At 42.7% G+C, this 20800-nt stretch carries 21 protein-coding genes; 12 read left to right on the forward strand and 9 right to left on the reverse strand.

All coding sequences use genetic code 11. The features are described 5' to 3' along the window. Positions 1–38: 38 nt before the first annotated feature. Together ACO6S0_RS13225 and ACO6S0_RS13230 are read left to right on the forward strand one after the other, a co-directional pair. Positions 39–746, forward strand: coding sequence for a class I SAM-dependent methyltransferase (locus ACO6S0_RS13225; protein ID WP_422348833.1), 708 nt, complete (start codon positions 39–41; stop codon positions 744–746). A 45-nt stretch (positions 747–791) separates the two neighbouring features. Then, the gene (locus tag ACO6S0_RS13230; RefSeq protein WP_422348834.1) at positions 792–1592 is read left to right on the forward strand and encodes a hypothetical protein; all 801 of its coding nucleotides are present in this window, start codon (positions 792–794) and stop codon (positions 1590–1592) included. Between the two features lie 23 nt (positions 1593–1615). On the opposite strand, the gene ACO6S0_RS13235 is transcribed toward ACO6S0_RS13230, so the two are convergent. Then, positions 1616–2248 (reverse strand): 7-carboxy-7-deazaguanine synthase QueE, encoded by a 633-nt coding sequence (locus ACO6S0_RS13235; protein ID WP_422351830.1) that lies wholly within the window; start codon positions 2246–2248, stop codon positions 1616–1618. Positions 2249–2420: 172 nt separating this feature from the next. On the opposite strand from ACO6S0_RS13235, the gene ACO6S0_RS13240 reads away from it, so the two are divergent. The 3 genes from ACO6S0_RS13240 (at position 2421) to ACO6S0_RS13250 (ending at position 5660) form a co-directional block, all read left to right on the forward strand. Beyond that, on the forward strand, positions 2421–3941 hold the full coding sequence (locus ACO6S0_RS13240; protein WP_422348835.1) for a helicase HerA-like domain-containing protein: 1521 nt from the start codon (positions 2421–2423) through the stop codon (positions 3939–3941). 137 nt (positions 3942–4078) lie between these two features. Beyond that, positions 4079–4624 carry a hypothetical protein gene (locus ACO6S0_RS13245; protein WP_422348836.1) on the forward strand — a complete coding sequence of 182 codons (546 nt, stop codon included), beginning with the start codon at positions 4079–4081 and terminating at the stop codon, positions 4622–4624. Positions 4625–4697: 73 nt separating this feature from the next. Beyond that, positions 4698–5660 (forward strand): YybH family protein, encoded by a 963-nt coding sequence (locus ACO6S0_RS13250; protein WP_422348837.1) that lies wholly within the window; start codon positions 4698–4700, stop codon positions 5658–5660. Here ACO6S0_RS13250 and ACO6S0_RS13255 read toward each other — a convergent pair. Next, the gene (locus tag ACO6S0_RS13255) at positions 5657–6085 is read right to left on the reverse strand and encodes a winged helix-turn-helix transcriptional regulator (protein ID WP_422348838.1); all 429 of its coding nucleotides are present in this window, start codon (positions 6083–6085) and stop codon (positions 5657–5659) included. The two genes, ACO6S0_RS13250 and ACO6S0_RS13255, sit on opposite strands and share 4 nt — an antisense overlap. Before the next feature lie 92 nt (positions 6086–6177). Here ACO6S0_RS13255 and ACO6S0_RS13260 point away from each other — a divergent pair, with 92 nt between their 5' ends. Further along, on the forward strand, positions 6178–7017 hold the full coding sequence (locus tag ACO6S0_RS13260; RefSeq protein WP_422348839.1) for an alpha/beta hydrolase: 840 nt from the start codon (positions 6178–6180) through the stop codon (positions 7015–7017). 65 nt (positions 7018–7082) lie between these two features. Here the strand turns inward: ACO6S0_RS13260 and ACO6S0_RS13265 are convergent, their stop codons facing one another. From ACO6S0_RS13265 to ACO6S0_RS13275, 3 genes are read right to left on the reverse strand one after another with little or no spacing between them, the layout of a single operon-like run. Continuing rightward, entirely contained in the window at positions 7083–8525 is a 1443-nt protein-coding gene (locus ACO6S0_RS13265; RefSeq protein ID WP_422348840.1) for a Gfo/Idh/MocA family protein, read from the reverse strand. Positions 8526–8541: 16 nt separating this feature from the next. After that, positions 8542–9225 (reverse strand): 3-keto-disaccharide hydrolase, encoded by a 684-nt coding sequence (locus ACO6S0_RS13270; RefSeq protein ID WP_422348841.1) that lies wholly within the window; start codon positions 9223–9225, stop codon positions 8542–8544. Then, positions 9225–10013 carry a 3-keto-disaccharide hydrolase gene (locus ACO6S0_RS13275; RefSeq protein WP_422348842.1) on the reverse strand — a complete coding sequence of 263 codons (789 nt, stop codon included), beginning with the start codon at positions 10011–10013 and terminating at the stop codon, positions 9225–9227. Before ACO6S0_RS13275 ends, ACO6S0_RS13270 begins: the two co-directional genes overlap by 1 nt. Positions 10014–10206: 193 nt before the next feature. Here ACO6S0_RS13275 and ACO6S0_RS13280 point away from each other — a divergent pair, with 193 nt between their 5' ends. Together ACO6S0_RS13280 and ACO6S0_RS13285 are read left to right on the forward strand one after the other, a co-directional pair. Beyond that, on the forward strand, positions 10207–10629 hold the full coding sequence (locus tag ACO6S0_RS13280) for a VOC family protein (RefSeq protein WP_422348843.1): 423 nt from the start codon (positions 10207–10209) through the stop codon (positions 10627–10629). A 14-nt stretch (positions 10630–10643) separates the two neighbouring features. Further along, positions 10644–11486: a 3-keto-disaccharide hydrolase gene (locus tag ACO6S0_RS13285; protein ID WP_422348844.1), complete on the forward strand. Its 843-nt coding sequence runs from the start codon at positions 10644–10646 to the stop codon at positions 11484–11486. Between the two features lie 4 nt (positions 11487–11490). On the opposite strand, the gene ACO6S0_RS13290 is transcribed toward ACO6S0_RS13285, so the two are convergent. Further along, complete coding sequence (locus ACO6S0_RS13290) at positions 11491–12117, reverse strand: DUF2306 domain-containing protein (RefSeq protein WP_422348845.1); 627 nt, start codon at positions 12115–12117, stop codon at positions 11491–11493. Between the two features lie 114 nt (positions 12118–12231). Between ACO6S0_RS13290 and ACO6S0_RS13295 the strand changes: the two genes are divergently transcribed. Beyond that, positions 12232–12411 (forward strand): hypothetical protein, encoded by a 180-nt coding sequence (locus ACO6S0_RS13295; RefSeq protein ID WP_422348846.1) that lies wholly within the window; start codon positions 12232–12234, stop codon positions 12409–12411. On the opposite strand, the gene folD is transcribed toward ACO6S0_RS13295, so the two are convergent. From folD to ACO6S0_RS13310, 3 genes are all read right to left on the reverse strand, one after another. Further along, positions 12412–13296: a bifunctional methylenetetrahydrofolate dehydrogenase/methenyltetrahydrofolate cyclohydrolase FolD gene (gene folD, locus ACO6S0_RS13300; protein ID WP_422348847.1), complete on the reverse strand. Its 885-nt coding sequence runs from the start codon at positions 13294–13296 to the stop codon at positions 12412–12414. A gap of 73 nt (positions 13297–13369) precedes the next feature. Continuing rightward, a complete protein-coding gene (gene ffh, locus ACO6S0_RS13305; protein ID WP_422348848.1) occupies positions 13370–14698 on the reverse strand; it encodes a signal recognition particle protein in 1329 nt (442 codons plus the stop codon). Positions 14699–14797: 99 nt separating this feature from the next. Continuing rightward, positions 14798–16549, reverse strand: a complete 1752-nt coding sequence (locus ACO6S0_RS13310; RefSeq protein ID WP_422348849.1) for a hypothetical protein — start codon at positions 16547–16549, stop codon at positions 14798–14800. A 111-nt stretch (positions 16550–16660) separates the two neighbouring features. Between ACO6S0_RS13310 and ACO6S0_RS13315 the strand changes: the two genes are divergently transcribed. The 3 genes from ACO6S0_RS13315 to ACO6S0_RS13325 all read left to right on the forward strand — a co-directional run bounded on the left by ACO6S0_RS13315 (position 16661) and on the right by ACO6S0_RS13325 (position 20797). Continuing rightward, positions 16661–17158: an RNA polymerase sigma factor gene (locus ACO6S0_RS13315; RefSeq protein ID WP_138835116.1), complete on the forward strand. Its 498-nt coding sequence runs from the start codon at positions 16661–16663 to the stop codon at positions 17156–17158. 179 nt (positions 17159–17337) lie between these two features. Next, the gene (locus ACO6S0_RS13320; RefSeq protein ID WP_422348850.1) at positions 17338–18249 is read left to right on the forward strand and encodes a FecR family protein; all 912 of its coding nucleotides are present in this window, start codon (positions 17338–17340) and stop codon (positions 18247–18249) included. Next, a complete protein-coding gene (locus tag ACO6S0_RS13325; protein ID WP_422348851.1) occupies positions 18230–20797 on the forward strand; it encodes a TonB-dependent receptor in 2568 nt (855 codons plus the stop codon). Before ACO6S0_RS13320 ends, ACO6S0_RS13325 begins: the two co-directional genes overlap by 20 nt. Positions 20798–20800 lie beyond the last annotated feature (3 nt).

The raw sequence follows: 20800 nt of genomic DNA on the forward strand, positions 1-20800 counted from the left end.
ACAAATAAAGTCCCACTTTTGCCACAGTTACTGTTTTTATGGCGGACATTTTTGGAAAAGCCTTGTTGGATTATCACTTTGGAAACTATTCCGAGGACATAAAAACCTACTCGTCTTTGGATGAGGAAGATTATATTCCCCTGCCCTATTTGTTTCGGGATTTTGATAAAATGCCCATGCTGGAACTAAAGGCCTTGGACTTGGCTCAAGGAACCGTATTGGATATAGGCTGCGGTGCGGGAAATCACTCCTTGCACCTTCAAAACAAAGGTTATGAGGTAACTGGTTTGGATGCATCCGAAGGCGCGATCAAAGTATGTGAAGCCAGAGGACTTGAATCCACGGTGCATACCAAACTTTTGGATTTTTCGGGAAAGCAATTTGATACCCTTTTGTTGCTTATGAATGGTATTGGCCTAGCTGGAAAACTGAATAATTTGAGCACATTTCTATCACATCTCAAGTCCCTGTTACGCCCAAATGGCCAAATCTTGTTGGACTCGAGCGATATTATTTACATGTTTGATCAAGACGATGATGGCGGATACTGGATTCCCAACAACGGAAATTACTATGGGGAAGTGACCTTTACCATGGAATATAGAAAAGAAAAAAGCAGCCCCTTTCCATGGCTTTATTTGGATTTCAATACCTTGCAGAATGCATGTTTTGCCAGTAATCTAAAGTGTGAACTTGTAAGCGAAGGGAATCATTACGACTATTTGGCAAAACTTTTGCTACAATAATAATAGATGTTGCCATGCAGCGTTCTATTTTAATACACTTGTGCCATGATTAAGAAAATTGCTATTTACACCTTAATTTGCTTGGGAATCATCCTTAGCTGCTCCAAGGACTCGGATGATTCAACCCCACCCGGTAATACTGTAGACAAAACGGCCAATCTTCAGGCCACTGGTTCTTCTGCCAATGACATTTTGGCCAATACCAATTTTGATGCATTGATTATAGAAATTGCTTATGTAGAGGGTTTTAGGCCAACCACGACCGCTATAACCAATTTTGAAAACTTTATCCGGGAAAGAACCTTTAAAACAGACATTGAGTTCACTTACAAAAGCTTGTCCTCTCCTACCGAGGAAACCTTGACCACCGAGGAGGTTGCAGAATTGGAAGAGGAAAATCGTACCGTATATAACAATGGTACCACTTTGGCCATGTACATCTATTTTGCAGATACCCCATCTGAAGGGGATGAGGAGGATGAAGGATTGTTTACCCTTGGTGCTGTTTATAGAAATACATCCATGGTTATTTACGAATCCACCATAAGAGAGTTGGCTTCGCAAAGCAATTTTATTACGGTGAGTGATGTAGAGACTTCGACTTTAAACCATGAGTTTGCCCATTTAATGGGGCTTGTAAACTTAGGTACCGAGGCGGTTAATGACCACGAAGACCCAGAAGCCGCCAATCACTGCAACGTTTCGGGTTGTCTTATGCGAGCCGCTTTGGAATTTGGTGTTCCTACCATGAAGGTTTTGGAAAGTAATGCGGCTAAAGGTGCTGCTCCTGTTCCCGGCTTGGATGCCGAATGTATTTTGGACCTTCAGAATAATGGAGGTAGGTAATTTACTTTAGCGGCAACTACCTTCTACGGAATATTCAAATACTTGTGGGTCTGGAGTGAAACTTTCCATTTTGGGTTCTGCATGACAAAATCCACAATCAAAGGAACCATTTTGTCCCTGACACTCCATTCTGGCTGTAAATACAGAATGCATTTTGACCCCACCTGAGCTGCCTGCTCTTCCGCAAAGACAAAATCATGCTTATTGTAAACAATGACCTTAAGCTCATCGGCTAGGGGATAGATTTCAGGTACGGGCAACTTGTTCTTTTTTGGGGAAAGGCAAATCCAATCCCACGCACCTGATAAAGAATAGGCACCGGACGTTTCAATGTGGGTTTGCAAATTTTTGGCTTTTAAGCTCTGGGTCAATGGCCCCATGTCCCAAGTAAGGGGTTCTCCACCTGTTACCACAATAGTATCCGAATATTTGGCAGCGTTAATCGCAATACTTTCAATATCCGTTGGTGGATGGGTGCCTGCGTTCCAGCTTTCCTTCACATCACACCAGTGACAACCCACATCACATCCCCCAATCCGGATAAAATACGCTGCAGTTCCCTTGTGGTACCCTTCACCCTGAATGGTATAGAATTCCTCCATTAAGGGAAGCATTACGCCTTTATCCACCAATTGCATCACTTCTTCTGAAATCATGGCGCAAAGATAAGGTGCAGGATCAAGAAACCCGTATTCCTGAGCAGTTTTCAAAGGCAATTCCAACTTGGAGGTAAACTTTAGACCGGCCCAAAAAATCTACTCATATTGTTTGATTGCATAGGTTTGGTTTTGCTTAAAATTACCCTATTTTTATCCGAAATAGAAGTCCATGGGCACCAAGGAAAAATTCTTTGAACACATAGAGAAAGGGTATACCACCAAAGGAGATTACATTACTATGGGAGCTGGAATGTTGAACGGTCAAGCGATTAAGAACGCTTTTGTCAAGATTCCGCTTAAAACGCTCAACCGCCATGGCCTGATTGCGGGGGCCACAGGTACAGGTAAAACAAAAACGCTACAAGTTATTTCGGAAAACCTTTCCGATAAGGGCATCCCGGTATTGCTTATGGACCTTAAAGGGGACTTGAGCGGCATTGCCCAACCCAGTCCAGGGCATCCCAAGATTGATGAACGCCACGAACAGATCGGACTTCCCTTTGAGCCCAATGCATTTCCTGTAGAGATTTTATCCCTTTCTGAGCAGGATGGGGTTCGATTACGAGCCACTGTTTCTGAATTTGGCCCTGTGCTCCTAAGTCGAATTTTGGATTTGACGGTTACCCAAGAAGGTATTGTTGCTGTAGTTTTTAAGTATTGTGACGACAACAAACTCCCTCTACTGGATTTAAAGGATTTCAAGAAAGTCCTGCAATATGCTACAGGCGAGGGCAAAAAGGAATTTCAATCGGCTTATGGCCGCATCTCAACCAGTTCCACAGGCACTATTCTCAGGAAAATCATTGAATTAGAGCAGCAAGGTGCCGACCTCTTTTTTGGGGAAAAGTCGTTCGACGTAGAGGATTTGGTCCGTATCGATGAAAATGGCCGGGGCTATATCAATATTATTCGGCTAACAGATATCCAAGATCGCCCGAAGCTGTTTTCAACCTTTATGCTGAGTCTTTTGGCAGAAATCTATGCTACATTTCCTGAACAGGGAGATAGCGACAGACCTGAGCTGGTTCTTTTTATTGATGAGGCCCATCTAATTTTTAAGGAGGCTTCCAAAGCTCTGCTGGAACAGATTGAAAGTATTGTGAAACTTATCCGTTCCAAGGGGATTGGTCTGTATTTCGTGACGCAAAATCCCACGGATGTACCCGATGATGTGCTGGGGCAATTAGGGCTAAAGGTACAGCATGCATTGCGTGCCTTTACCGCAAAGGACAGGAAAGCCATCAAATTAACGGCAGAGAACTATCCCATTTCTGAGTTTTATGATACCAAGGAAGTACTAACCTCTATGGGAATTGGGGAAGCCCTGATTTCTGCCTTGGATGAAAAAGGTAGGCCCACCCCTTTGGCAGCCACATTGCTTAGAGCTCCCATGAGTCGAATGGATGTACTAACGGATGCCGAACTGAAGCAAGCTATAGGTAATTCAAAACTAATTAAGAAATACAATGAGGAAATAGATCGGGAAAGTGCCTATGAAATCCTCAATGAAAAGATAGAAAAAGCCCAAAAAGAAGCGGAGAAGGAAGAAGCAAGGGAACAAAAGACTTCAAGCTCCCGAAAAAGTTCTTCCAGGCGTAGCAGCACCCGAATGAATCCGGTTGTAAAAGTACTGACAAGCGCCACCTTTATACGAGGGGTTCTCGGGGTATTAAAAAAGGTGATTAGGTAGATGTTAGATGTTAGATGTTAGATGTTAGATGTTAGATGTTAGATGTTAGATGTTAGATGTTAGATGTTAGATGTTAGATGTTAGATGTTAGATGTTAGATGTTAGATGTTAGATGTTAGATGTTAGATGTTAGAAAGATGAAAAAAACAATTCTCATTCTTGGAATTTGGAGTTTGATAGTTTTTGGATGCACACCAAAGGACACCACTTTCCTGATTTCAGAAAACAGCGTAGGTCCTTTGAACAGGGATACGAGCGTTGAGGACATTAGAATGGTGTTTGCCCAAGATTCCGTGGTTCAGGATACCACGAACCTTCAAGTGGGGGCCAAAGCCAAAAAAATCCACATTTTTGAAAAGGGAGGAAAGCATTTGCTAACGCTCACACCCAATGCAGATAGCATCCCCACAATTGAAAATGTACGGGTTTTTGATGCCAGATATGTTTCGGACAAAGGGATAGGACTGAACAGCACCTTTCAAGACATCCAACATGGCTATGGAATTAAGAAGATTGTGACCACCCTGAACAGTATTGTGGTATTTCCAAAGGGCAGTAATTTATACTTTACCATTGATAAAGAGGAGCTACCGGACAATCTGAGATATGCTACAACCAGCATCGAGGCCGTTCAGATTCCTAATACAGCCAAAATCAAATATTTGATGATGGGATGGGAGTGAGCTGTTAATATATTCTTAATGGAACCCATCTCTTGTTTCAATTTGGGTATTTTGATTGGACAAAGTCCAACCCATGAAACTATCAGCACTCTCTTCCTTTCTGTTGTTGCCCATTCTTGTTTTTGCACAATACAATTTTGAACCTTCTGCCGAGCACCCTTTTGGTCTTCCCAATCCAGAAGCTCCAAAAGAACTAATGGATTTTGCTCCCATGATCGGTGAATGTAATTGCAAATCCGAAACCAGGAATGCGGATCAAACCTGGGCGGAACCCGTTGATATGGTTTGGCGTTTTAAATATATCATGAACGGAATGGGGGTTCAGGATGAAACCTTGAAAGAGGATGGGACCTACTCTGGAAGCATCCGCCAATTTATTCCAGATAGTACCCGTTGGTATGTGCACTATTATTCCACAAGGGCACCTTCCACCGTGCTTCCTGTTTGGGAGGGACGTAAGACCGAGGAGGGAAAAATAGTCCTGTACAGGGAACAAAAAGCCCCCAACGGCATGGATGGATTTTACCGACTATCCTTTTACGATATTGATGACAAGGGTTTTAAATGGATTGGGGAATGGGTAGATAAAACAGAGTCCGTGGTCTTTCCTACTTGGAAAATTGATTGTACCAATGGAAAAATCAATAGGGGTACTGCTGAAATACAGCAACAAATTAGGGAGGCCTCCAAGAGATTTTCCAAAGCGTACGTGGCACAAGATTTTGATACCATGGCCAATTCCTATACCCTTGACGCCAAATTGATGCCTTTGGGAACCCCCATTGTTGAGGGTAGGGAAGCCATTAAATCCAGATGGATGTTGGGTAGGGACACAAAGATTCTAACCCACAGTATGGATGCCTCCGAGATTAAGGTTTTGGGAAATTATGCCTACGACTATGGCCATTATCAAGGAACCAGCCAAAAAGGAGACGATCCAGTAATACACTGGAAAGGCAAATATGTGGTGGTCTGGAAAAAAGAGGCAGGCAGCTGGAAGATGTACCTGGATATTTGGAATCGACTGAAGGATTAGATCAATCCATACTTTTCCCTATTGGCCAATACTTTTGGGCTATTGGTCTGCATCCATTCGGTGAGTTCCAGCAGTTTTTCCACATAAGATTGACCAAAATCCGTTAAGCTGTATTCTACTCGGATGGGTACCTCGGCATACGCTTTTCGTTGAACGTAACCATCCGCTTCCAGCACTTTTAGCCGTTGACTAAGCACCTTATTGGAAATACCATACACAAATTTTTTAAGCTTGTTGAACCTTAAGACAGGAAAATATCCCAACCAAAGGATGATAAGGGAGCTCCACTGATCGGAAGCCACAGACATTACATCCCTAACGGGGCAAAGTTCCGGTGGGTTCTTATAGTCAATATGGCCAAACATTTTTTCTAATTTTTTTGCAGTTCTAACTTTCTGATTATCAGTAATAGTTTCTGTTTCCATACCAAGTTGAATTGAGGTGACTTCTTTTTTCTTCTAAAAGGAATATGTACTTTTAGTATCTATTATAGAGTAAGTTACAAAAAGTAACCGTCATGAAAAAACTGATTGCCAAAATAGTTCCCTTAGCCTACGGTCAATATTTTAATATTTCTTCATTGATCCTACCTAAAAAAATGGCCCATAAAGCCTTCAATCTTTTTTGTACCGTTAGAAAGGGCAGGGTTTTGCCCCAACAAAAAGACTATTTGGACGATGCCAAGTTGGAAATTGAGCAGGTAGCGGGACACCAGCTTCAGTCGTATCATTGGCCAGGCAATAAGGAAACCGTTCTTTTGGTCCATGGATGGGAAAGCAACACTTTTAGGTGGCGCAACCTTATACAAAAACTTAAAGAGGCTGATTTTAACATCGTGGCTTTTGATGCCCCATCCCACGGGTACTCTACCGGCAAACTTCTATATGTGCCTCTATATGAACAGGCTCTTCATCATATGGTTAAAAAGTATGATCCCAAATATCTTGTAGGACATTCCGTAGGTGGCATGACCTTGATGTACAACGAGTATAAAAACCCAAACCCCGGTGTTGAAAAAATGGTGGTGATCGGTGCTCCTTCGGAGTTTCATGAAATCATGCAGCAGTACCAGGATATTTTGAAATTCAACAACCGATTTATGGGAGTATTGGACAACTATATCCGTAATCGTTTTGGATTTCAAATCAGGGATTTTTCCACTTCAAAATTTGCAAAGACCAATACTAAAAAAGGGCTGCTCTTTCATGATAAATTGGATATGGTAGCACCATACCATGCCTCCAAACAAGTCCATGCATCCTGGAAGGGAAATAAATTAATAAGCACAGAAGGTTTAGGACATTCCATGCACCAAGAAGAGGTCAATGATGAAATCATCAACTTTCTTGTGGCCTAACGTGTACCGCAAAAAAATCCCAAACACTTTTGCATTTGGGATTTTGAAATTTTTTAATGGGTGAACTAGAACTTTCTGTACTCCCCAGCCAAATATTGATTGGCTTCTTCCTCAGCAAATTTAGCCTTTGCACTGTCCCAATGTAGGGTTTGATTCGGAAAACGACCGGCAATAACACCCAGAAGAATGGTTTCGGTCAAACGTGCGGCATACTCAAAAGGAGCCGTGCATTTGTCCTTGCCCAAGCAGGCATCAATAAACTGGTGATAGTGCTTGGGGCCTTCGCTGGTGTAGTTTCTAATAGGCTCTCCCAGATTTTGCTTCGCAATTTCCTTGGAAATGTCAACATATTTGCCCCGAACAATTTTTCTGGGCAACTGCATAAAATGGGGCAATAACAAACGCCCTTTTGTTCCCACAAACATGGCACCTTGCTCCGGCAATTGGCCTTCTGCAGCTACCCCAGCATCCAAGGAATTGTTGTTTTTTACAGTTTGCTTCTTTTTTCCCGCGGTCTTTGCCCCTGGAAGCACCAAATCTTCATGGGCAGGAGGCATTCCCGGACCATCATACCAAATCCATTTTAAGGTTTTTCCAGTGTATTCGGTTCCTGGAAACTCATAGGTGACCGTATTGTTTTCCGGATACCCAAAACCGTTCGGTTCACGGCATTCATTTTTAATGGTCATGGGTACATCCAAATTCAGCGCATTATAAGGGGTGTCAAAAATATGAACCCCCATGTCGCCCAAGGTACCGCATCCATAGTCCATTAGTTTTCGCCAGTTCCCTGGATGGTAGTATCCTTCCTTGTAGGGCCGTTCTGCGGAAGTACCCAACCAAAGGTTCCAGTCCAACTGTGCCGGTACGGGATCTTCCCCTTCTGGCTCGGCGCCATTATAGCCCCAAGATTTTGGGCTCCATGCATGAACCGTGTGTACTTTACCAATAATGCCATCCTGAATCAGCAAGGTGGCCAATTTATAATCGTAGAACGAATGTACTTGTATCCCCATTTGGGTGACCAGACCTTTGTCCTCAGCCATTTTCTTCATCGCCCTGGATTCGGAGACATAGTGGGTCAATGGTTTTTGACAATAGACGTGCTTGTCCTTCTCCATGGCCAACAATGAGGCAGGAGCATGGGTATGGTCCGGTGTGGAAACGATGACCGCATCAATATCATCCGCCATCTCATCCAACATCACACGGTAATCAAAAAATACGCGGGCTTTGGGATGTTGCTTTCGTGCCGTAGATAAATTAATGGCATCAACATCACAAAGTGCCACCACATCCACTTGTGGGTGCGATGAAATATCATTGAGGTCCGCAGCTCCCATATTGGCCACTCCAATATGCGCTGTCCTAATCCGGCCATCCGGCTTTATTGCTCTTAATTTCTCATGGGCACTTAGAACGGAAGGTGCTGCCAATAAACCCAGGGCTCCCACACCACTTTTCTTCAGAAAATCCCTCCTATCCTGATTTGATGTCTTCTTACTCATATTATACTTTTATAAATTATTTTTTTGATGGTAATTCTTTGATTTTAATATTTCTAAAGCGAACAACATCCCCATGTCCTAAAAACCCGATATGTCCTATGTCCCTTTTCAAACCGGGATGGTCTTTTTTATCCAAGGTTCCATTTTTGGCAGCCTCCTGCAAATCCGCATCAACAATAATACTTCCATTGAGTACCACCTTGATTTTTGGACCATTGACGGTTACTTCCTGAACATTCCATTCACCCACGGGTTTTAGAAAACCGCGTTTAGCCGGGATAACCCCGTAAACCGACCCGTGATATTGATAGGGCTGTAAACTGGCGTATTTTTCTGCTGTGTTGTCCAATATTTGGAGCTCTTTCCCAACGTAGGCCACATCGCCTTCCAAAGGTGCATGAATGCCCAATCCATTGTTTGCCCCCGGGGTCAACTGAAATTCAAATTTGAACACAAAATCCCTGTACTCATCTTCGGTCAGTAGATTTCCTCCACTTCCTCCCCCACTTGGGTCAACTACAATATAGCCATTTTCAACACGATAGGACTGTTTGTTTCCAATCCACCCGTCCAGATTTTTGCCATTGAAAAGTTCCACAAAACCCTCATCTTTTGTTGCTTGCTTTTGGGCATTGCAGGGAAATTGCGCAAAAAGACAGCACAATATTCCCAAAGAAACTATTCTTCCAATGGTCGTCATTACAGCTTTTTGATTTTAATATTCTTGAACCATATGGGACTGGAATGATCCTGCAAGGCTATATAGCCCTTTTTGTATTTTCCGTAGTCGGGGGCGTTATCCCACTTTCCTGAGTTTTTCTTTTTGTTCCAATCCTCGGACCAAGGTTGAAATTCCAACAACTTTTTACCATTGAGCCAATGTTCCACTTTTTCTGGGGTGAACACAATTTTGGAGGAATTCCATTCCCCAACCGGATTCAATACTTTTTGGGACTCATCCGCAACATGCATGGCATAATCGGCACCGGTTTTTTGCCAGTCCTGCAACAATTCTGGGTGTTCGGCTCCAAACTGGGAGTTGTAACCGGTCAAATCGTGTATTTTGGCATAATTTTCATCATCGATAAGTTGATATTCAGGTGAAACTACCGGTGGACCATCATAACCTTCCTTAACGTGATAAAAGATTCCGCTATTACCACCTTCTGGGATTTTCCATTCCAGATAAAGTTCAAAATTATCGAACTCCTCGGCACCGTAAATAATGTCCTTGCCCCCTTTATAGTCCTGTTCCAGGCCGAGTTCTGTGTCAAATGTCAGTGTACTGTCCTTAATGGTCCAACCCGGAGGGAGTGCATCCCCGTTATATGCACGCCAACCTTCGGTACTGGTTCCATCAAAAAGATAGATCCACTCATCGGATGTTGAATTGGTTTCCTTGACATCCGCTTTTTCAGCAACAGCTTTACTTCCCTCTTTACAGGCACCTACAATCAGTAGCGATACCAGAACGGCAATTTTCTTCATTTTAATTTGTAATTCAATTGGTTATAGTGACAGCTACTAAAGGTAAACACAATTGCGTGATGTGCGAATTTTTTTATACCACCAACACATCATAAACCATGAATGTTATAGAATCTTGGAATTAGCTGTTGATGGGCTTCTAAACTCCAATTCAATTTGCACGGTTGGCCAATGCACTTTACTTTTATTGCTTATGCATTACATCACACCATTTCACCTTGCCATTCCCGTTCATAATCTTGCGGAATGTCGAACCTTTTATCGAGAGGTTTTAGGTTGCGAAGAAGGACGAAGCAGTGACCATTGGGTAGATTTTAATCTTTTTGGTCACCAATTGGTCATTCATTACAAACCAAAATCCGAGTCATCTTTACACACCAACCCGGTGGATGGCAAAAACGTGCCTGTTCCGCACTACGGTGTGGTATTGCCTTGGGAAGTCTTTGAAAGCTTCTCCAACACATTGAAACAAAAAGGGGTGGATTTCATTATTGAACCCTATGTCCGATTTAAAGGGGAGGTGGGTGAACAAGCAACTATGTTTTTTTTAGACCCAGCCGGAAACGCCTTGGAGTTTAAGGCCTTTAAGGATATGTCTCAACTTTTCGCAAAATAACTAAAACCATTTCCATGACCAACCGATTAAAACATCTTGTCTTTCCAGCTTCCATGCTGGCTGTTTGTATATTGTTATTGAATTGCAAACCCAAAACAGCGGACAAAGCACAACACGAAGAGCAAATTCAAACACAAACGGAAGATCCCTGGGTTCATTTGTTCAACGGTGAGGATATTGAAGACTGGACGGTTAAAATCCATCACTACGAAGTGGGGGATAATTTTGGGGATACCTTCCGGGTAGAGGATGGGATGATCAAAGTGCGTTATGATAATTACGAGGGGGACTTTAATGAGCGTTACGGGCATTTATATTACAATACCCCCTATTCCCATTACCATCTTAGCATGGAGTATCGTTTTGCCAGCCCATGGTACGATACCGCCCCAAGTTATACCGTGCTTAATAGCGGACTTATGTTCCATTCCCAAGATCCCGGGACGATGCCCAAGGAACAGGATTGGCCCATTTCGGTAGAGATGCAGTTTCTTGCCGAAGTCAATGAAGGGGAAGCCAGACCCACAGGAAACATGTGCTCCCCAGGCACTGATGTTGTTTTTGAAGGAAAAATAGATCCAAGGCATTGTATTAGCTCCACCAGCAAGACCTACAAACCCAATGAGTGGGTCAAGGCAGAGCTCATTGTACGCGGGGATTCATTGGTCACGCACATCATAAATGGGGAAAAGGTATTGGAATATACCCATCCTCAAATAGGTGGTGGGGTTGCCAATAGGTATGACGAAAGCATAAAAATTGACGGAAAGCCTTTAAAAGAAGGGTTTATTGCACTTCAAAGTGAAGGACAACCTATAGATTTCCGTAATATCAAACTTAAAATTTTGGAGCCTTAATTGGTTAGACCAGGGAAATTCCCTTTTTCCGAACCCAGAAATAGGCGAAAAATATGTTGGGTACCCAGCATAGCCAAGCCACAATTTTATAGGCAATTAAGAACTCTCCGAAAGCCAGAGTCAAAAGTGGTAACCAGATACGCAAAGTAACTGCCGCAAAACAGGCTGCGTAGCTGTAAATCATCATGCCCTGATGCAACCCCAAATCTTTGGCCCTAACCGCAAGATAAGCTTTGAAGGTTGTATACAACCAGACCAATCCCAAGCCAATAAAACCCAAAGATGTAATCCACCCACCGGTAGCATAAAATCCAATATAAACTGCGCAAACCCCACTGATCAACGCAGAAATCACGTAGATTTTACCCAAGTTTCTATGAAGCTTTAATTTCCGAGATCTTAACTTTTTGCTGAACTGCGACCATCCAGTCAAAAGGGCTATCCCACCAAAGGTGATATGGCCGTAAAACCCAATGTTCCAAAGATGGCTTTCCAAAAGTGCCGGAGCTTTGCCCAATAAAAGGCCAAAAGGTTCTGAGGTTACCCAATACAAAATGGGATAAAATCCTACTCCTATGGCCAAAAAGGCAAATACAACCCATGCAATTTTGTTTCTAGTTGTGCCAGACATCTTAGTTGATTTGCATACAATTTATCGAATAAATGCTTGAAAAAATAAGATTGGCCAGGACAATCCGTTATATTTTAAGTTGAACAGGCATTTTTTGAGCCCAAATCGTGAATTATGAAAACTGTTCTGTTGTTTATCACGCTTCTTTTTTCTTCCCTGGCCCTTTCAAGTTGCACCAACGATGAAGGTGACAATGATTTGGATTTTTTGACTCCGGATGAGGAAGAAAACCAGATTCAAGATCAAACTCAAGTCCAAACGCAAGTTCAGGAGAGAAGTAGAAGTTTGGGTTGATTAGCCCTTGCTTTGATGTCTTTCCCTTGCCAATAAGGTGTTTTTGAGCAACATGGCAATGGTCATTGGTCCTACCCCACCAGGTACGGGGGTAATATAGGAAGCCTTTTGACTAACCCCATCAAAGTCCACATCACCGGTAATGTAATAACCACGCTCCCTAGATTCATCAGGAACCCGGGTTATTCCTACGTCAATAATGACCACCCCATCTTTGACCATATCGGCTTTCAGGAAATTGGGAACACCAAGTGCCGAAACCACAATGTCCGCTTGAAGGGTAAGACTCTTTAAATCCTTGGTTCTACTATGGGTAATGGTTACGGTGGAATCAGCTGCCTTTCCTTTTTGGCTCATCAAAATACTGATAGGCCTACCCACGATGTGGCTTCTTCCAATAACAACGGTATGCTTGCCCGAGGTATCCACGTCATACCTGCGCAACAGCTCCATGATACCAAAAGGGGTTGCGGGAATGAACGATTCCATATCCAGGGCCATTTTTCCAAAGTTGGTGGGATGAAAACCATCCACATCCTTATCTGGATCTACGGCCATAAGCACTTTTTGCTCATCTATATGTTTTGGGAGGGGCAATTGAACTATATATCCGTCAATGTCAGGGTTTGCGTTGAGTGCTTGAACCTGACCCAACAATTCTTCTTCTGAGGTTTCTTCCGGAAGATGGATCAAAGTGGACTCAAAGCCAATTTTTTTGCAGGAGCGCACTTTACTCCCTACGTAGGTAAGGCTAGCACCATCATTTCCTACCAAAACTGCAGCCAAATGCGGTACTTTTTCGTCCCGTTCCTTCATTTGGGCCACTTCAACGGCTATTTCGTCTTTTATTTGGTTGGATACTTTTTTTCCATCAAGGATTTCCATGGGTTGGTTATTGGTGTTTGGTGTTTGGTGTTTGGTGTTTGGTGTTTGGTGTTTGGTGTTTGGTGTTTAAAAGTTATCGCATGTTCTGCATCATCTGCATCATCTTTTTACCGCCCCCACCTTGCATCATCTTCATCATTTTGCTCATCTGCTCAAATTGTTTCAACAACTGGTTGACTTCTTGTATGGTACGTCCGCTACCAGCCGCAATTCGCTTTTTACGGCTTGCATTTAATTTTGAAGGGGTAGATCGCTCATCTGGGGTCATGGAATGGATGATAGCCTCTATATGCTTAAACGCATCATCATCGATATCCAACCCTTTTAAAGCCTTTCCTGCTCCAGGGATCATTCCCATGAGGTCCTTCATGTTACCCATTTTCTTGATTTGTTGGATCTGACTCAGAAAATCGTCAAAACCGAAGCGGTTCTTGGCTATTTTCTTTTGGATTTTCCGTGCTTGCTCCTCATCAAATTGCTCCTGGGCCCGTTCCACAAGGGAAACCACATCCCCCATCCCCAGAATCCTATCGGCCATACGTGAAGGGTGGAAAACATCAATGGCTTCCATCTTTTCCCCTGTACCGATAAATTTGATGGGCTTATCTACAACAGACTTAATGGATATGGCTGCACCACCGCGGGTATCACCATCCAACTTGGTCAAAATAACCCCATCAAAATTAAGGATGTCATTAAATGCTTTTGCAGTGTTCACAGCATCCTGTCCTGTCATGGAATCGACCACAAAAAGTGTTTCCTGGGGTTCAATGGCCTTATGAATATTGGCAATCTCGGTCATCATTTGCTCGTCCACGGCCAAACGACCTGCGGTATCAATGATCACCACATTGCAACCAACGGATTTGGCATGCTTTACCCCAGCCTTGGCGATGGCCACAGGGTCGTTATTCTCCCGGTCAGAATATACCTCCACACCGATTTGCTCCCCAACCACATGCAGCTGGTCTATAGCTGCAGGACGATATACATCACAGGCGACCAATAGCGGCTTTTTGCTCTTCTTATTTTTAAGATAATTGGCCAATTTTCCAGAAAAGGTGGTTTTACCCGAACCTTGTAAACCGGACATTAGTACCACAGAAGGGTTCCCGGACAAATCAATTTCCTCAGCATCACCTCCCATCAATTGGGTAAGCTCATCCTTAACGATCTTAACCATGAGCTGGCCTGGCTGCAAGGTGGTCAACACGTTTTGCCCCAAGGCCTTTTCCCGTACTTTATTGGTAAACTCCTTGGCAATCTTAAAATTGACATCGGCATCCAACAAGGCCCTACGGACCTCCTTAACCGTTTCCGCTATATTGATCTCGGTTATTTGGCCACGTCCCTTTAGGACGTGAAGTGCCTTATCCAGCTTTTCACTTAAATTATCGAACATGTGTTCCCGTCATTTTAAAGGAGGGACAAATTTAAGAATAAAAAGAAAAGGACGGCTTTGGGGAGAGCCGTCCTTTTCAAAAAAAGATAGGGGAAAATCTTATAATTTCTCGAAAACTAAAGTTTCAGTCGAATTTTCATCTTCGTGTACCAGCTCAATACGACCGGCAGTCACGGATTCAATATACCAATCATCGGTAATGTCATTGAATTTACCATCGTGATCAAAGCTGAGGAAGAATTTTAAATAGTTATCATCTCCTCTTAAAACTCTCCAAACACCTTGGATGATTGGATTGTCGTTTTCGTCCACGTTTACCTGATGCATTTCATTGAAGTAGAAGTCCAAACCAGCAAAATCCTCCGTCTTGTTCATGTCGTCTTCTTCGTACAGGGCCACTACCCAAGTACCATCCTTCATGGCACTTCTGATTTCGGTAACATCTCCGTCGTTGGCATTATCGTCACACACTCGGAGTAACGTCAACTCATAACCCACTTCTTCAACGTCAAATTTAAGTCGGTGATCATCCAGGTCCCTAAGCGGCCACTCAAAACTTACTCCTGGCTCATCGCCCATGGTAATCATCAAGGAGAGTACCAATTCGCTGTTAAGTCCAATGTCCCAAGTTCCCTCTGAGGTGTTTATTCCGTTGCTCAAGGTTACAACACCTTCGGCATGGAACTTAAATTCCCAACCTAGCAATCTGTCAATTTCCTCACCTTGGTTTTTCACTTTTTTAATGATCCACTCGCACTCCTTCAAGATTTCGCGCAAGGTATCAGGTCCTGGTAGGTCATCTTCACAAAGTTGCTTAAGAATGATCTTGTTACCGTTCTCATTGTACAATTTGATGGTATGATCACCAATTTCGTACACTAGCCACTCCAAGTTAAAGTCAACCAATGTTTCAAACTCCAAGGTCAATAGCGGTCCACGATCAGTAAAACTACTGCTCCAAGTTCCTTCTACCATATTCCCACTTCCATCGGAAACACTTACGGTACCATTTTCATTGAATATCATGATACGGGCATAGTACTGATCGGTCTGGTTCACTTCATCCCGAACAACCTCCATTACTTTCCATGGGCATTGGGTCAAACAGAAATCGAACCTTTCTTCATCAAAATCGTCATCATTATAATCATTGTCGTCATCCTCATCACACTCATCTTTGGCCAATTCCAATGCTCGGGCCAATTCTGCGTTGCTGTCCACAACGATTTCGGTACCGTCATATTTTTTCAAAGTAATAGGGAACTGAATGCTCACAAGGGCGTCACCTTCCAATCCAGCAAAGAACCTTCTCAACTGCTCATCACTCTCAACGGTGACTTCACCGGTCTGCTGCACATTGATATCAAAAGTGTACAAGGTAATAGGATATACAAAGTCTATACATTCAATGTCATCATCATCTCCACCTTCCTTACATTCGGCAGCCAACTCACGAAGTTGTTCAATGTTCTCGATAACTACTTCGGTAAAATCAGCTAGGGTAATTGTAATAGGGAAAATAATTTCCAGGATATCATCATCAATATCCACTTCATCAAAAATATCTTCAATAGTGTGAAGATCTTCACGGGAATCAATGCTAACTTCTATACCGTTTACTTCAACGGTGTAAGGAAACTTAAGTGCTATACAACTGGCACCATCCACAATATTGTCATAAGAACCATCATTGGAAGATGTTTTCTCTATTAACAAGGCCGTGGAAGAATTAGCTTGGATGGTCTCATTTTCCGTACCACCTGTCACCTCTTCAAACTCATCTTGACAGGAGGTAAATGTAAGGGCCATTAGCACAAAGCCGGCATACATTAAGTTTATCAACTTTTTCATAACGATTTGGATTTTTAGTTAGAATTCAATCATAAAACAACTCACCGATAAAAAACCCTACTTCATCTTTGTTTTTTTTCAAATATCTTTGGTCAAAACTAAACCTCCTAAATGGACAACGTTTGCGAAGAGCAGGTTTTTAGCTCCGTTTTCAAGGCTAATTCCAAAACGGTATTCAACTATATATATTATAAGTTTGGCAATGAGGAGAAGGCGCATGATGCTGTGCAGGAGGCTTTTGTGAAGCTTTGGGAGAATTGCGCCAAGGTGGTTCCGGAGAAGGCCAAGTCCTATTTATATACCGTGGCCAACAATCTATATTTAAATGTGCTCAAAGCCGAAAAGGTGCGGTTGAAGTACGCTGCCCCCACTTTGGAACACTCCAATGAATCCCCTGAGTTCTTGATGGAGGAACAACAGTACAAGGAAAAATTGGACAAAGCCCTGAACGATTTGCCTGAAAACCAGCGCACCACCTTTTTATTGAATCGAATAGATGGTAAAAAATACGCCGAAATTGCAGAAATGGAAGGGGTGAGCGTAAAGGCCATAGAAAAACGGATGCACTTGGCACTAAAAACCCTTAGGGAGCAGATTGATGGAATCTAATTACAAGGAGCAGTGACCAATGTATAATTAAGAATGAAAATGGAAAATGAAAAATGAAAAATTTGGGGTTCTCAAAGTCGGGAGACAGTTTCATTGTACATTGCCCATTGATCATTGTTAATTGAAAAAGTAGGGTAAATTGGAAGTGAGTTGTTATTAATGTGTAAAGCATAGAAATCATGCAAGAAAATTATTTGGCAAAATGGCTTAGCGGAGAGCTTTCTGAAGCGGAGCTATCGGAGTTTAAAAAGTCCGATGCCTATGCTTCCTACAATAAGCTCAAGGAGGTTTCCAGTACCATGGAAGCTCCTGAATTCAATGCGGACCAAGCTTTTCAAAAGCTTATGGACGAGCGCATTGGGGCCGCCCCAAAAGTGGTTGCCCTGCACCCGTTTAAGAAGTTCTTGCGTGTGGCAGCGGCCATTGCTATTTTGTTGACAGGTTCTTATTTCTATGTAAACACTTTGGATGAATCCGTTAGCACACAGTTGGCGGAGCGTACTGAAGTAATTCTTCCGGACAATTCGGAAATCCTTTTAAATGCGGACTCCAGAATTTCTTACAGCGAAAAAAATTGGGATGAGGAAAGAAATGTAGCCCTTAAGGGTGAGGCATTCTTTAAGGTGGCCAAAGGAAAAAAATTCACGGTTTCCACAGATCATGGAACAGTGGCCGTCCTGGGTACCCAATTCAATGTGGAAAACAGGGAAGACTTTTTTGAAGTAACCTGTTTTGAAGGCTTGGTCAGTGTGACCTACAACAACAAGGAAACCCAGTTGCCTGCAGGTAGTTCATTTGTGGTAATCGGGGGTCAAATAGTGGATGCTCCAAAACCCATTACCGCACAGCCTAGCTGGGTTAACAACGAAAGCTCCTTTGAGCGCATTCCATTGGAATTTGTACTTGGCGAACTGGAGCGCCAGTTCAATATCAAGGTAAAAACACAAAATGTTGATAAGAATCTGTTATTTACAGGAACTTTTAGCAACACAGACTTAAATATGGCGTTAAAAAGTATTAGCACCCCATCTCGAATGAATTACAAACTTGAGGGCGATAATGTACTTTTCTATGCTGAAAAGACTCCTTAGCAGCCAATTAGGCCTCTTCTTGGTGTTTATACTTCTCCTGACCCCAAATCTTAGTGCACAGGTAGAATCGGGAACACCTGCAACCCTTGTGGCCTATATCAAGACCCTTGAAGAGAAGTTTGACATTAAGTTTTCCTATATCCATGAGGACTTGGAAGGCATTACCATCACTGTTCCCTCCAATCTGGTGGCTTTACAGGATATCCTGGATTTCATTGGTTCCGAGCTCCAAATAAAATCCCAAAAGCTTAACGACCGTTATTACACGCTTACCAAAAGCACCTTGGTTCGTGTTTGCGGACAGGTTTTGGACAATTTTGCAGAAAACAACGTCCCGGGTGCCACAGTAGAGGTCTTTGGAACCGAAATTGCCCAGGCTACAAACCCTGATGGCTCATTTCTGTTAACCGATATTCCCAGAAATGCAACCCTTAAAATTCGATATTTGGGCTTTAACACCAGATACATAACCGTTGAGGAGTTGATGAAAAAAGGCGGTTGCCCCAAAATCTTGTTGGCTCAGCATTACGAGCAACTCCAAGAAGTGGTGGTTTACCAGTTCCTTACCACGGGTATTATCAAGGAAACGGATGCCAGCATCACCCTAAACACGGCAGATTTTGGCATTTTGCCAGGCTTGATAGAACCAGACATTCTACAAACCGTGCAAGCGCTTCCAGGAATTAAGAGTATTGATGAGACCGTATCGGACATCAACGTTCGTGGAGGTACCAATGACCAAAACCTAATTTTGTGGAATGGTATCAAAATGTACCAATCGGGGCATTTTTTTGGCTTGATTTCGGCCTTTAATCCATATCTCACGGATAAAATCACCGTTTTCAAAAATGGCACGCCCTCAGCATTTGGAGATGGGGTAAGCAGTGTAATACAAATGGAAACCAGCAATGAGCTTACGGACTATTTTGTAGGCGGGGCGGGCTTTAACTTTATTAGCGGGGACATCTATGGTCAAATCCCTATAACCGGTAAACTTGGATTCCAATTTTCCGCACGACGTTCCACTACCGACTTTTTGAACACCCCTACCTACAACAAATTTTTCGACAGGGCTTTCCAGGACAGTGAGGTCACCAATGCAAACAATGTGGTTATAGATGATGAAATTCTTCGCAACGAAAATTTCTTCTTTTATGATTTTACGGGCAAACTGCTTTATGACATCAATGATTATCACCAGCTACGCCTAAATTTTATCGGTATGGCCAACAATTTAGATTATACGGAAACCAACCTTACCGATGCTGAGAGTACCAACAGTATCCTGGATCAGACCAACATTTCTGTTGGGGGGCAATTGCATAGCGATTGGACCAATAATTTCACATCCAATCTAAACCTGTATTACACCAAGTATGTTTTGGATGCCGAGAGCATTTTTGCCAACCAAATACAGCTGTTGTTGCAACGGAACGAAGTGTTGGAGACCGCTCTTAAACTGGACACCAAGTACAAACTGACGGATAACTTTGAGTGGAACAACGGTTATCAATATATAGAAACGGGAATTGCCAATACCACCATAATCAACCAACCTGCTTTTAGCAGCGAAATCAAAGGAGTTGTTCGAATACATGCACCTTATTCAGGGGTTGGCTACAAAACTGATGATCTAAAATTTGCTGGGAGAGCAGGAGTGCGCTTAAACTATATGGAAAATCTGGGAACCTTTACCAAATTTTTGGTGGAACCCCGATTAAATCTGAGCTACGCCTTTGCTCCAAATTTTAGGATAGAGGCTCTCGGTGAATTTAAAAGTCAATCAACCAATCAGGTGATCGACCTGGAACAAAACTTTCTTGGAATAGAAAAACGACGCTGGATTTTATCTGATGATGACACCTTGCCCATTACGCAAAGTAAGCAAGGGTCCATAGGCATCAACTACGACACCAATAAGTTCTATATTGGTTTGGACGGTTTCTATAAAAAAGTGGATGGGATCAGTACCAGTACCCAAGGGTTTCAAAACCAAAACCAGTTTGATGGAGAAATTGGGAGCTATGATGTTAAGGGTGTGGAATTTTTGGTCAACAAAAAAGGAAACAACTACAGCACATGGTTAAGCTATACTTACAACAAAAACGATTATACATTTGAGGCCATTGTACCCAACAGTTTCCCCAACAACCTGGATATTAGGCACACCCTCACCTTTGCAGGGACCTACACCTACAACAACCTAAAATTGAGTCTTGGAATCAATTATAGGTCCGGAAAGCCCTTTACGGAGCCCCAAGATGGGGATTTGGCAGTGGACACTTCTGTTTTTCCTGCCCAAGTCAACTACAAGGAACCCAACAGCAGTAGATTGGACGATTATTTTAGGATGGATGCATCAGCAATCTACAAGTTCAATATCAGCCAAAGAATAAAAGCCAATGCAGGCGTGTCCTTGCTGAACATGACCAATCGAAAAAACAGTTTGAACAAATACTACCGCCTCACGGAAGAGAATCAGGTTGAAACGGTTGAAAATATCTCCTTGGGCCTTACCCCAAATGTTAGTTTTAGGGTCAATTTTTAATAG

Source organism: Flagellimonas sp. (assembly GCF_965233845.1).
GTDB lineage: Bacteria > Bacteroidota > Bacteroidia > Flavobacteriales > Flavobacteriaceae > Flagellimonas.